At 71.4% G+C, this 12,075-nt stretch carries 16 protein-coding genes; 12 read left to right on the forward strand and 4 right to left on the reverse strand.

All coding sequences use genetic code 11. From position 1 onward, the window contains the following. Positions 1–4 precede the first annotated feature (4 nt). The 9 genes from EHO50_RS29470 to EHO50_RS29510 are packed head-to-tail and all read left to right on the forward strand — an operon-like array spanning position 5 to position 4,927. On the forward strand, positions 5–430 hold the full coding sequence (locus EHO50_RS29470; RefSeq protein ID WP_128434243.1) for a gas vesicle structural protein GvpA: 426 nt from the start codon (positions 5–7) through the stop codon (positions 428–430). Next, a complete protein-coding gene (locus EHO50_RS29475) occupies positions 427–1,197 on the forward strand; it encodes a GvpL/GvpF family gas vesicle protein (protein ID WP_128434244.1) in 771 nt (256 codons plus the stop codon). Before EHO50_RS29470 ends, EHO50_RS29475 begins: the two co-directional genes overlap by 4 nt. A gap of 4 nt (positions 1,198–1,201) precedes the next feature. Further along, the gene (locus tag EHO50_RS29480) at positions 1,202–1,465 is read left to right on the forward strand and encodes a gas vesicle protein GvpG (protein WP_128434245.1); all 264 of its coding nucleotides are present in this window, start codon (positions 1,202–1,204) and stop codon (positions 1,463–1,465) included. Then, on the forward strand, positions 1,462–2,190 hold the full coding sequence (locus EHO50_RS29485) for a DNA primase (RefSeq protein WP_128434246.1): 729 nt from the start codon (positions 1,462–1,464) through the stop codon (positions 2,188–2,190). The genes EHO50_RS29480 and EHO50_RS29485 overlap by 4 nt, the downstream gene beginning before the upstream one ends. Beyond that, entirely contained in the window at positions 2,190–3,290 is a 1,101-nt protein-coding gene (locus EHO50_RS29490; RefSeq protein ID WP_128434247.1) for an SRPBCC family protein, read from the forward strand. The genes EHO50_RS29485 and EHO50_RS29490 overlap by 1 nt, the downstream gene beginning before the upstream one ends. Next, on the forward strand, positions 3,287–3,613 hold the full coding sequence (locus EHO50_RS29495; protein WP_128434248.1) for a gas vesicle protein: 327 nt from the start codon (positions 3,287–3,289) through the stop codon (positions 3,611–3,613). The genes EHO50_RS29490 and EHO50_RS29495 overlap by 4 nt, the downstream gene beginning before the upstream one ends. Further along, positions 3,610–4,443, forward strand: a complete 834-nt coding sequence (locus EHO50_RS29500; protein WP_128434249.1) for a GvpL/GvpF family gas vesicle protein — start codon at positions 3,610–3,612, stop codon at positions 4,441–4,443. Before EHO50_RS29495 ends, EHO50_RS29500 begins: the two co-directional genes overlap by 4 nt. Further along, a complete protein-coding gene (locus tag EHO50_RS29505; protein WP_128434250.1) occupies positions 4,440–4,628 on the forward strand; it encodes a gas vesicle protein in 189 nt (62 codons plus the stop codon). Before EHO50_RS29500 ends, EHO50_RS29505 begins: the two co-directional genes overlap by 4 nt. Next, positions 4,625–4,927: a gas vesicle protein K gene (locus EHO50_RS29510; RefSeq protein ID WP_128434251.1), complete on the forward strand. Its 303-nt coding sequence runs from the start codon at positions 4,625–4,627 to the stop codon at positions 4,925–4,927. Before EHO50_RS29505 ends, EHO50_RS29510 begins: the two co-directional genes overlap by 4 nt. A gap of 42 nt (positions 4,928–4,969) precedes the next feature. Here the strand turns inward: EHO50_RS29510 and EHO50_RS29515 are convergent, their stop codons facing one another. From EHO50_RS29515 to EHO50_RS29525, 3 genes are all read right to left on the reverse strand, one after another. Further along, entirely contained in the window at positions 4,970–5,140 is a 171-nt protein-coding gene (locus EHO50_RS29515) for a hydrophobic protein (RefSeq protein ID WP_128434252.1), read from the reverse strand. A gap of 41 nt (positions 5,141–5,181) precedes the next feature. Next, a complete protein-coding gene (locus tag EHO50_RS29520; protein WP_128434253.1) occupies positions 5,182–6,024 on the reverse strand; it encodes a class I SAM-dependent methyltransferase in 843 nt (280 codons plus the stop codon). A gap of 124 nt (positions 6,025–6,148) precedes the next feature. Continuing rightward, positions 6,149–7,657, reverse strand: coding sequence for a bifunctional phosphatase PAP2/diacylglycerol kinase family protein (locus EHO50_RS29525; protein ID WP_128434254.1), 1,509 nt, complete (start codon positions 7,655–7,657; stop codon positions 6,149–6,151). Positions 7,658–7,729: 72 nt separating this feature from the next. On the opposite strand from EHO50_RS29525, the gene EHO50_RS29530 reads away from it, so the two are divergent. Beyond that, positions 7,730–8,383: a histidine phosphatase family protein gene (locus tag EHO50_RS29530; RefSeq protein WP_128434255.1), complete on the forward strand. Its 654-nt coding sequence runs from the start codon at positions 7,730–7,732 to the stop codon at positions 8,381–8,383. Positions 8,384–8,655: 272 nt separating this feature from the next. Next, positions 8,656–10,275 (forward strand): ABC-F family ATP-binding cassette domain-containing protein, encoded by a 1,620-nt coding sequence (locus EHO50_RS29535; RefSeq protein WP_128434256.1) that lies wholly within the window; start codon positions 8,656–8,658, stop codon positions 10,273–10,275. A 306-nt stretch (positions 10,276–10,581) separates the two neighbouring features. On the opposite strand, the gene EHO50_RS29540 is transcribed toward EHO50_RS29535, so the two are convergent. Beyond that, on the reverse strand, positions 10,582–11,688 hold the full coding sequence (locus tag EHO50_RS29540; RefSeq protein WP_128434425.1) for a baeRF2 domain-containing protein: 1,107 nt from the start codon (positions 11,686–11,688) through the stop codon (positions 10,582–10,584). A gap of 58 nt (positions 11,689–11,746) precedes the next feature. On the opposite strand from EHO50_RS29540, the gene EHO50_RS29545 reads away from it, so the two are divergent. Continuing rightward, positions 11,747–12,031 (forward strand): DUF6158 family protein, encoded by a 285-nt coding sequence (locus EHO50_RS29545; RefSeq protein ID WP_128434257.1) that lies wholly within the window; start codon positions 11,747–11,749, stop codon positions 12,029–12,031. Positions 12,032–12,075: the final 44 nt, after the last annotated feature.

Below are 12,075 nucleotides of genomic sequence, written 5' to 3' on the forward strand. Positions count from 1 at the left end.
CGGCATGACCGTTGTCCCGGCACAGCAGACCGGCGGCGGAGGCGGCAGCAGCGGCCTCTACGACGTACTGGAACTCGTCCTCGACAGGGGGCTCGTCATTGACGCATTCGTGCGAGTCTCCCTGGTCGGCATCGAAATCCTGAAGATCGACATCCGAGTCGTCGTAGCCAGCGTCGACACCTATCTCCGCTTCGCCGAAGCGTGCAACCGGCTCGACCTGGAGGCCGGGCCGCGCAAGGCCCCGGGCCTGCCCGACCTGGTCGGCGAGATCACCGAGTCCGGCGCGCGCGGCAAGTCCAAGGGCGCGCTGTCCGGCGCCGCCGAGACCATCTCCGACGCCTTCAAGCAGGCACGTGAGGAAGGCGAGGAGCAGCCCAGGCAGCGGACCCGCAAGTCCTCCACGACGCGCCGGAAGGAGGAGCAGGAGTGAGCACGTATGTGTACGGCATCACCGCGAGCTCGCATGCCGACGTTCCGAAGGACCTGGCCGGCGTCGGAGACCCGCCGCGCCCGGTGCGCGTCCTGACGGAGGGCGCGCTCGCCGCCCTGGTGAGCGACGCCCCCGAAGACCTGCGCCCCAAGCGCAGGGAACTGCTCGCCCACTCCAACGTGCTCGCCGAGGCGGGCGCGACCGGCTGCGTACTGCCCATGCGGTTCGGCAGCGTCGCCCCCGACGACGACACGGTCACCGGGGTGCTCGCCGAACGCGGGAAGCACTACGAGGAACGCCTGCGGGCCCTCGACGGCAAGGTCGAGTACAACGTGAAGGCGACGCACGCCGAGGAGGCGGTGCTGCACCGCGTCCTGGCCGAGAACCCGGAGATCCGGGCCATGACGCAGGCCAACCGGCAGTCCGGCGGCGGCACCTACGAGGAGCGGCTCCGGCTCGGCGAGATGGTGGTCGCCGCGGTCAAGGCCCAGGAGGCCGAGGACGCGACCGACGTCCAGCACACGCTGGAACCGGTCGCGGACGCGGTCAGCGTGGGTCCCGAGTCCACCGGCTGGCTCGCCAATGTGTCGTTCCTGGTCGCCCGGGACTCGGCCGAGACGTTCATGACCGCCGTCGAGCAGCTCCGCAAGGGCCATCCGCACCTCGACCTGCGGGTCAACGGCCCGCTGCCGCCGTACAGCTTCGTCGAGCCCGGCCCCGCCGAGCCCGCGGACAGCATGTCCGGCGGCGAAACGGCGAAGGAGTGAGGCCGTGGGACTGATCGGAGAGGTCCTGCTGCTGCCGTTCGCCCCGGTGCGCGGCAGCGGCTGGGTGATCAGACAGGTGCTGCGTGAGGCGGAACGCATCTACTACGACCCCTCCGCCGTGCGGGCCGAACTGGCGAGCCTGGAGGAGCAGTTGACCTCGGGCGAGATCGACGAGGAGGAGTTCGACCGGCGCGAGGACGAGCTCCTCGACCGGCTGGAGATCGGCCTGCGCGCAGGCTACGGGAACGGCGACGGGACGGCACGATGAACCGAGTGGGACTGGGCCTCGCGGTAGGGGCCGGATACGTCCTCGGACGGACGAAGAAGATGAAACTGGCGTTCGCCGTCGGCTCCCTCGTGGCCGGCAAGCGGATGCATCTGAGCCCGCGGGCCGTCGCGGACATGGTGTCCCAACAGCTCCAGAACAACCCGCAGATCAAGGAGATCGGGGAACAGCTGCGCGAGGACCTGCGCGGCGTCGGCGGGGCGGCCTCCGGCGCCCTGGTCGAGCGACGGCTCGACGCGCTCGCCGACCGGCTGCACGGACGCACCGCCGAGGTGCGCGAGCAGCTGTCGGGCGCGGTGCCGACGCCGGACCTCGGCGCGCAGGACGAGGAGCCCGACGAGGAGACCGAGGACACCGAGGACGAAGAGCCGCGCGCCGAGGACGAGGACCGCGAGTCCGACGAACCCGAGGGGCATGAGGAGTCCGAGGAAGCCGAGGAGGAATCCGAGGAGGAGCCCGAGGACGAGGAGCCGTCCGGGAAGGCGGCATCGAAGCGGGCCGCGCCGGAGAAGACCGCCAAGAAGGCGGCCAAGAAGGCCCCCGCGAAGAAGACGGCGGCGAAGAAGACCACCGCCGGCAGGACAGCGCCCAAGAAGGCCGCGGCGAAGCGGAGCGGGACCGGCAAGTCGACCACCAGGAAGACGGCCGGGGCTCGCGGAGCCGCCCGCAGCGGCCGGGCGCGTCAGTCGAAGGGCGGTGACGGGTGATGACCGAGACGCTCGGCTCCGCGGGCTCCGCGGCCCGCGGAGCAGCGAAGCAACCACTCGCCGGCGTGGCCCACAGCGAGGCCGCCGACCGGCTCAAGGCCGAACTCCAGGAGTACCTCGCCGCGCAGGCCCAGCGGATGCTGGTCGGCGCCGGCCGCAAACTCGGCGAGGCCACGGTCAAGCTGACCGATGTCGCCGAGGGGCGCAGCCCGGGGCTGGGCAAGCTCGCCCTCGAAGGCGGCCGCAAGCTCGCCGAAGGCAAGGGCCCACTGCGCACCGCGCTGGAGGTCGGCGCCGGACACGCCAAGGACAGCGTGGTCGGCGCGTTCAAGAAGCTCGGCGGCGGCAAGGGCAAACGCAAGGGCGGGGCGGGCAACAAGCCCACCGTCATCATCGAGTACGTCGACGTGGGCGTACCGCTGCGCACCGCCTACGACCAGTGGACCCAGTACCAGGACTTCAGCACCTTCGCGAAGGGCGTGAAGAGCGCGAACCGCGCCGACGACACGACCTCCGACTGGCAGCTGAAGGTCTTCTGGTCCAACCGCAGCTGGAAGGCGCAGACCACCGAGCAGGTGCCCGACGACCGGATCGCCTGGAAGTCGGAGGGCGCGAAGGGCACCACGAAGGGCGTCGTCTCCTTCCACCGGCTCGACGACAGCCTCACCCGCGTCCTGCTGGTCATCGAGTACTACCCCCAGGGCCTGTTCGAGAAGACCGGCAACCTCTGGCGCGCCCAGGGCCGCCGGGCCCGCCTCGACCTCAAGAACTACGTCCGCTTCGTCACCCTCAAGGGAGAGGCCGAGGACGGCTGGCGCGGCGAGATCCGCGACGGCGAGGTCGTCCGCAGCCATGAGGACGCGGTCGCGGAAGAGGAGGAGGACGAGGAGGAGTACGACGAGAACGAGGAGAACGGCGAGACCGGCGAGACCGGCGAGTACGCGGAGGACGAGGAGCCCGAGGACGCGTACGAGGAAGACGAAGGGGACGAGGACGAAGAGCGCGAGGACGAAGAGGAACCCGAGGACGCGTACGAGGAGGAGGACGAGTACGAGGACGAGACCGAGCCCGAGTACGCCGCCGGCGGGAGCCGACGATGACGATGTCCAGCCGGCTCCCCGAGCCCTACGGCCAGGGCAGCGGCGCCAACCTCGCCGACATCCTGGAAAGGGTGCTGGACAAGGGCATCGTCATCGCGGGCGACATCCGGATCAACCTGCTCGACATCGAACTCCTCACCATCAAGCTGCGCCTCATCGTCGCCTCGGTCGACAAGGCGAAGGAGATGGGCATCGACTGGTGGGAGGACGACCCGGCACTGTCCTCCGGTGCCCGCCGCAAAGAACTCGCCCGGGAAAACGCCGAGTTGCGCGAGCGTCTGGCCCAGCTGGAGTCCGCCGAGGAAGAGGAGGAGGCCCCATGACCGGCCTGCGCTACGTCTACGCCGTCTGCCGCCCCTTTCGCTCCGCGCTGCAGGCCCAGCTGTCCGGGGTCGCCGGGGCGCCGCCGAAGCAGCTGACGCACCACGGCCTGATCGCCGTCGTCAGTACGGTGCCGGAGGCGGACTTCGCCGAGGAGCCGCTGCGCGCCCACCTGGAGGACCTGGACTGGCTCACCGCGACGGCCCGCGCCCACCAGACCGTCATCGACGCGCTCACCGCCGTCACCACACCGCTGCCGTTGCGGCTGGCCACCGTCTTCCGGGACGACAGCGGCGTACGGACCATGATGGAGGCCCGCGAGGAGGACTTCCGCCGTGTGCTCGACCGGCTGGAGGGGCGGGTGGAGTGGGGCGTCAAGGTGTACGCCGAAACGGAGCCGACGGAGGCTGGGAAGCCCACCGAGCCCGCGAAGCCCACGGGACTCACGGAACCCGCGGAGGCCGGCCGGCCGGAGCCGAAGGCCGTGTCCGGTCGCGATTATCTGCGTCGGCGCCGTATGCAGACGCGGGCCCGCGAGGACGTGTGGCACAGGGCCGCCGCATTCGCCGGCCGACTTCACGAAAAGCTTTCCTCGTTCGCCGAGGATTCCCGGCTGCACGCCCCGCAGAACTCCGCGCTTTCCCGGGCGCCCGGGCAGAATGTGCTCAACGCCGCCTATCTGGTGCCGCGCGCGGATTCCGAGGAATTCGTGGAACTGGTCGACCGGGCCAAGGACGACGCCCCGGGAATCCGGGTCGAACTCACCGGGCCCTGGGCGGCCTATTCCTTCACGGGGGAGTTCGCGCAGGAGGAGCCGGAGGTGGGGTCGTGACCGCCGTCGAACGCCGTGAGATCGCCCTCGTCGACCTCCTCGACCGGCTGCTCGCCGGAGGCGTCGTCGTCACGGGGGACATCACCTTGCGCATCGCGGACGTCGACCTCGTCCGCATCGACCTGAACGCGCTGATCAGCTCCGTCAACGAGCAGGTCCCGTCACCCTGGGGGGAGTTGACATGACGTCACAGCACAACCGGACGTCACGCCACAACCGGCTGGACCTCGAACCCGACACCGTGGAGCGCGACCTCGTGAAGCTCGTCCTGACGGTCGTGGAGCTGCTGCGCCAGCTCATGGAGCGCCAGGCGCTGCGCCGCTTCGACGAGGGCGATCTGAGCGAGGAGCAGGAGGAACGGATCGGGCTGACGCTGATGCTGCTCGACGACCGTATGACCGAGCTGCGCGAGCGCTACGGACTGCGGCCCGAGGACCTGAACCTGGACCTCGGGCCGCTGGGACCGCTGCTTCCCAGGGAGTGAATTCAAGGAGTGAAATCAAGCTTCCCCGGGAGGGAATTCAACTCACCACCGATACCAGCGGCCCCTGCCGCCCGCGGTGGTCGTGCCACGCATGAGGAAGCCCAGGAGCCACACCACGAGAACCGCGATCGCGATCCACCACAGGGCCTTCAGCGCGAATCCGGCACCGAAGAGAATCAGAGCCAGTAGCAACACGAGCAGAATAGGAACCATAATCTGACCTCCTGTTCGCCGAGTTACCAGAAATTCGCGATTCAGGCTTCCTTACGGCACAGAATCTCCCCGTGCAGCACGCTGAACCAGCCGTCCTCCTGCCGTCCCCACTCCCGCCACGCCTGCGACACGGCCCGCAGCTGCTCGGCACTCGCGTGTCCGCCCTCCGTGGCCCGCTCGGCATACGCCGAGGCCAGCGTGCGATCCGCCCACAGGCCGCTCCACCAGGCCCGCTCGTCCGGCGTGGCGAAGGTCCAGGTGCTCGAGCCGGCCGTGACGTCCGTGAGCCCCGCCCGCAGCGCCCAGGACTTCAGCCGTCGCCCGGCGTCCGGTTCGCCGCCGTTGGCGCGGGCGACCCGGCGGTACAGGTCCAGCCAGTCGTCCATCCCCTGGGATGCGGGGTACCAGGTCATGGCCGCGTAGTCCGAGTCGCGGACCGCGATGAACCCGCCCGGCTTGGTGACCCGCCTCATCTCGCGCAGCGCCCCGACCGGATCGCCGACGTGCTGGAGCACCTGGTGGGCGTGGACCACACAGAACGTGTCGTCGGGGAAGTCCAGGGCGTGCACGTCCGCGACGGCGAACTCGATGTTCGCCAGACCCCGTCCGGCGGCCGTGGCCCGGGCCTGCTCCAGGATCTCCGGCGCCTGATCGACGCCGGTGACGTGCCCCTCGGGGACCAGGGCCGCCAGGTCGGCGGTGATCGTGCCCGGGCCGCAGCCGACGTCCAGGATCTTCATGTGCGGCTTCAGCGAGCCGAGCAGATAGGCCGCCGAGTTGGCGGCGGTGCGCCACGTGTGCGAACGCAGCACGGACTCGTGGTGCCCGTGCGTGTAGACGGCGGTCTCCTGTGCCTTCGACTGTGCCGACTGTGCCTGCGACATGGCCGTCCCCTCGTCTAGTCGTACCGGCTCACGGGGCTCACGGCCCCGCCGGGCGGTACTCGACACCGTACGCCCGCATGTCGAATGGTGAGACCTGCGTTTTACTATCTGGACTGACGGGGGATCAGGATCGGGATGCCGGCGAGCCGGGCAGCGGGCGGTAGACCGTCAGCGCCTCCGGCAGCTTCTCCAGCGTCACCTCGCCCCCCACCTCGGTGACTTCACCGTCGTACGCGAGGAGCGCGCCCGGTGTGACCCCCGACAGGTGCAGCCGGCCCACCTGGACCGCCGCATGGGCCGGCGAGCGGGTCAGCGGGCCCGCGACGGCGGCCGCGAGCAGGCGCAGGGCGGGTCGGCGGCCGCCGTGCACGACCCGTACGTCGAGCACGCCGTCCCCGAGGTCCAGACGCCGGGCGGGGGCGAGGCCCAGCCGGTGGTAGGTGCCGTTCCCGGCGAACAGCAGCCACAACGGGTGGGCGCGGCCGGCGACTTCGGCGTGCAGCGGGTGGCGGTCGCTGCGCAGGACGCGCAGGGCCGCGACCACGCCGGCCGGCCAGGCGCCGATCCTGGGCGAGATGCGGTCGCGCATGCGCACCAGCTCCGGATACACGCCCAGGCTGCAGGTGTTGAGAAACAGGCCGTGCTGTCCGTCGCAGGTGAACCGGCCCACGTCCACGCGCACGGCCTCGCCCCGCTGGAGGGCGCGGACCAGATCGCGTTCGTCCTCCACGCCGAGGTCATTGGCGAAGTGGTTCAGCGTGCCGCCGGGCAGCACCGCGAGGGGCAGACCGTGTCGCAGGGCCACCTCGGCGGCCGCGTTCACCGTGCCGTCGCCACCGCACACGCCGAGTACCCGCGCACGGGCCGCCGCCTTGTGCAACTCGGCGCGGGTATCGCCCGGTTCGCACTCGACGACCTCGGCGAGCGGCAGCGCGTCCAGCAGGGCGTGCACCCGGTCTGCCGAGCGCGCCCCCTTGTTGGCCACCACGACGAGCCCGGCTCCGTCCGGCAGCGCCGGAACGTCCGTACGGGGCCCGGCCGCTGGGATCAGCCGGTCACGCGTCGGCACGATGCCCCGCACCGCGAACGCCGCACCCGCGCCCAGGGCCGCGCCCGCCAGCACGTCGCTCGGGAAGTGCACGCCGGTGTACACGCGGGACAGCGCGACCGACCACGCGATCGGGGCCACCGCCAGGCCCCACGCCGGCGACTCCAGGGCGACACCGGTCGCGAACGCGGCCGCCGACGCGGCGTGACCAGAAGGGAACGAGGTGGTGATCGGCTGCCGCTTCAGCTGCCGGACCAGCGGTACGGGGTCCAGGACGGGGCGGGGGCGACGTACCGACCGTTTGCCGAGGGTGTTGATCGTCAGCGAGGCCAGGCTCAACGAGGCGAGACCCCGGGCAGCGGCCCGGCGCCCCCGTGGTGTGCGGCCGGCGGCGATCACGGCGGCCGTCGCGAACCACAGCACCCCGTGGTTCGCGCTCCGGCTCAGCCGTGGCAGGACCTGTTCCGCATACGGCCAGTTCCGTTCGGCGGCGAACTCGAACAGCCGGGAATCGAGGGCGAGGAGCCGGTTGCGCAGGGCATGCCGGCCGGGCTTCGGGACGGTGAGGTCGACGTCTGGGCTCATACAGGGCTGGGTACCCTGAAGTGGCCGATTCCTGTCCGGCCGACGGTGACCGACACACGGAGGAACCCGCACATGCGCCTGCTCCTCGTCCGCCACGGCCAGACCCCGACCAACGTGGACTATTTGCTGGACACGGCCGTCCCCGGCCCCGGCCTGACCGCACTCGGCGAACAGCAGGCCGCGGCTCTCCCCGAGGCGCTGGCCGACGAGGACATCGCGGCGATCTACGCCTCCACCCTGATCCGTACCCAGCTCACCGCCGCCCCGCTGGCCGCCGCGCGCGGGGTCGACGTGCTCGTACGTGACGGCATCCGTGAGGTGTCCGCGGGCGACCTGGAGATGCTGCCCGGTGACACGGAGGCCGGGCACGCCTACATGAAGACGGTGTTCGCCTGGGCGGCCGGTGACACGGGGCTGCGCATGCCGGGTGGCGAGAGCGGGGCGGAGGTGCTGGCGCGCTATGACGCCGTGGTGGCGGAGGCCGCCGACAGTGGGGCCGGGGTCGTCGCGATGGTCAGCCACGGCGCGGCGATCCGTATGTGGACGGCGGCGCGGGTGGCCAACGTCGACGTCGCCTTCGCCGCCGCACGTCCGCTCGACAACACCGGTGTGGTGATCCTGGAGGGGGCGCCGTCCGAGGGGTGGAAGGCGTTGACGTGGGCGGGGGCCGTGGTGGCTCCGGCGGGGGAGGGTGGGCCGACGGGGCGGCCGGTGGACGCCGAGTAGGGTGCGCGCGGAGGGATCTCGCCCCCGCCGCCCCTACCCTTCCCGTCCTTGAAGGGGCTCCGCCCCTTCCACCCCGCCAGGGGGCTCCGCCCCCTGGACCCCCGTCGGCCCTGAACGGGCCTCGTCCTCAAACTCCCCCAGAGGGGGCACCCCCAGACGGGCTGAAATGCACGGACCGGCGTTGAGAAGCGAAGCTCCCAGCGGATGTGGGGTCCGTGTGTGCCGAATATGCGTTTGCCTGGTACCGGCGGCGGACCGCACAATGCGGCCCCATGGGACATCTGGAAGCCGCGCACCTCGAGTACTACCTCCCCGACGGGAGGGCGTTGCTCGGCGACGTGTCCTTCCGGGTGGGGGAGGGCGCCGCTGTGGCGCTCGTCGGGCCCAATGGCGCGGGCAAGACGACCCTGCTGCGGCTGATCTCCGGGGAACTGAAACCGCACGGCGGCACCGTCACCGTCAGTGGCGGCCTCGGCGTGATGAGGCAGTTCGTGGGATCCGTACGGGACGAGACGACCGTACGGGACCTGCTCGTGTCGGTCGCGCCGCCCCGCATCCGCGAGGCCGCCCAAGCCGTGGACGCCGCCGAGCACGCCATGATGACCGTCGACGACGAGGCCGCCCAGCTCAAGTACGCGCAGGCGCTCTCCGACTGGGCCGAGGCGCGCGGGTACGAGGCCGAGACGCTGTGGGACATGTGCACCATGGCCGCGCTCGGCGTGCCGTACGAGAAGGCGCAGTGGCGGCAGGTGCGGACCCTGTCGGGCGGCGAGCAGAAGCGGCTGGTGCTGGAGGCGCTGCTGCGCGGCACCGACGAGGTGCTGCTGCTCGACGAGCCCGACAACTACCTCGACGTACCCGGCAAGCGGTGGCTGGAGGAGCGGCTGAAGGAGACCCGCAAGACGGTCCTGTTCGTCTCCCACGACCGTGAACTCCTCGCCCGTGCCGCCGAGAAGATCGTGTCGGTGGAGCCTTCGCCGGCGGGAGCGGACGCCTGGGTGCACGGCGGTGGCTTCGCGACCTACCACGAGGCCAGGCAGGCCCGGTTCGCCCGCTTCGAGGAGTTGCGCAAGCGCTGGGACGAGAAACACGCCCAGCTGAAGAAGCTGGTGCTGACACTCCGTCAAGCCGCCGAGAACAGCCCCGACATGGCCTCCCGCTACCGGGCCGCCCAGACCCGGCTGCGCAAGTTCGAAGAGGCGGGACCGCCGCCGGAGCCGCCGCGCGAGCAGGACATCAGGATGCGGCTGAAGGGCGGCCGTACCGGGGTGAGGGCCGTCACCTGCGAGGGACTCGAACTCACGGGGCTGATGAAGCCGTTCTCCCTGGAGGTCTTCTACGGCGAACGCGTCGCCGTCCTCGGCTCCAACGGCTCCGGCAAGTCGCACTTCCTGCGCCTGCTGGCCGGCGAGAACGTGACACACACGGGGGAGTGGAAGCTGGGTGCGCGCGTCGTGCCCGGTCACTTCGCGCAGACGCACGCGCACCCCGAGCTGATGGGCCGGACCCTCCTCGACATTCTGTGGAAGGAGCACGCCCAGGACCGGGGCGCCGCGATGTCCCGGTTGCGGCGTTACGAGCTCACCCATCAGGCCGAGCAGACCTTCGACCGCCTCTCCGGCGGCCAGCAGGCCCGGTTCCAGATCCTCCTGCTGGAGCTGGAGGGGGTCACGGCCCTGCTCCTCGACGAGCCGACCGACAACCTCGACCTGGAGTCCGCGGAGGCGCTCCAGGAGGGGCTGGAGGCCTTCGAGGGCACGGTGCTGGCGGTCACGCACGACCGCTGGTTCGCGCGGTCCTTCGACCGGTACCTGGTCTTCGGCAGCGACGGCCGGGTGCGGGAGACGCCGGAGCCGGTGTGGGACGAGCGGAGGGTGGAACGGGCGCGATAGTTTTCGCCCCCGCCGCCCCTACCCGTCCCTGGGGGCCTGCGGCCCCCAGACCCCCGCTTCGGCCCTGAAGGGGCCTCGTCCTCAAACGCCGGACGGGCTGGATGATGCTGGCCGGCGCTGAGAGGTGAGGCCCCCTCGTCTTCGAATGCCGGGCGGGCTGAAAAACTCAGCCCCTCCGGCGTTTGAGGAGCGGGGGTCCAGGGGGCGGAGCCCCCTGGCGGGGTCGAAGGGGCGGAGCCCCTTCAAGGACGGGAGGGGTAGGGGCGGCGGGGGCGAGGAAGCTCCCGGCCCCGCCACGACGGCCGGTCACGTCCAGCGCAACAGTGCTCCCAGCCCACCCGCCGGCTCCGTGCCCGGATCCGCCGGTGTGACGGACAGGGCCGCGGCCCCCGTCGCGACCGCGCAGCGGATCAGCGCGTCATCCGCGCGAGCCGCCCAGGATCGCTGTTCGCCGAGAACCTTCAGATCTGTACGGCGTACCGCCACCTGGTCCGGATCCTCGCCGATCCACACCTCACGGTGCGCGTCGGGCCCGTCCGGGCGGATCAGGAGCTCGTCGATACGGTGCTCCCGAGCGGCCTCGATCAGCGCGGGCACCCCCTCCACCGCGGCGGAGCGCCCGTCGGGATCCGGCGCGCGGGCCGCCAGGAACCGCTCCAGCTCACGCTCCGCCCGCTGCCGGACATGGTCCTCGCGCGCGTGTTCGACATCCTCGTCGAGCAGCCTGCTGCCGGTGCCGTGCGGGGCCTCGACCACGAGGTCGTGCAGCCGCTGCGGCAGCCGTTCGTGCACGGTCCGCCGCTCCCGGTCGTCACCCACGAGGATCAGCAGGTCGGCACGGGTCTCCTCCTGGCAGACGGTGAGCGCGTCGGCGATCTCGGCCGCGTTGTGCTCCCAGGTGTTCTCCACCTTGAGCTGGAAGTGCCGCTCGGACCAGTCGACCGTGCTCGTCCGGTGGATCGGATGCTGCCGGCCGGTGACCGAACCGACGTCCTGACGCCCCAGCGCGGTGCGCAGCTCGAAGGCGGCGCCCCTGCGATCGACGTAGGCCACCACGCAGACCGGGTCCTCTCCCGCCAGCTCCAGCAGCGGCGCGGTGTGCGGCAGCGGCGCCCAATGGGCGCTGTCGCGCAGCGGGGGGCGGGCCAGCGGCGGATCCAGGACCACCTCACCCGCTCGGGCGAAGACCGCACGTCCATGAGGCTCGGAGGAGTGCTCCAGCTCCTCCAGCGCGTTCCGTACGGCCCGGCAGGTCGCGTCGTCGGCGCCCTGCTCGGCCAGTTCCCGGGAGAGGGCCTGGGCGGTCAGCCGGCGCTCATGCGGTGTGTCCTCCGTGTGCCGGGAAGTGTCCACGTACACGGAGGCCCAAGGCCCGGAGTGTTCGTACAGTGGATGCAGAAAGGCGAGATCCATGGTCTCTCCCGTACGCCGCTCGGGGGCTGTGTGCTCGACGGGCGGGTACCCGGACCGCATGAATGAACACGACGAGCGGGGCACCACCATGACCGGAGTCGACCCCGGCCGGCTGGACGACCAACAGCTCATGAAAGAGCTGGAGACCATCCACCGGACGCGCCACGACACGCTGCTGTACGGCTCGAACGACGCGCTGCGGGCCCACAACGAACGCATGGCGCAGCTGGAGGGCGAGTACCTGCGCCGCAACCCACGCCGCACCGTGGCAGCGGGCCGAACCCGAGAGGGCGCGCGCGACCGCGGCGCGGGCAGCCCGGAGCCCACGGTCCCGCCGGTGTGAGCCGCAGCGGGGCCGCCCGTAGACGGGACGAGGTCGGGCCGCAG

The organism is Streptomyces cyaneus, assembly GCF_004028635.1.
GTDB lineage: Bacteria > Actinomycetota > Actinomycetes > Streptomycetales > Streptomycetaceae > Streptomyces > Streptomyces cyaneus.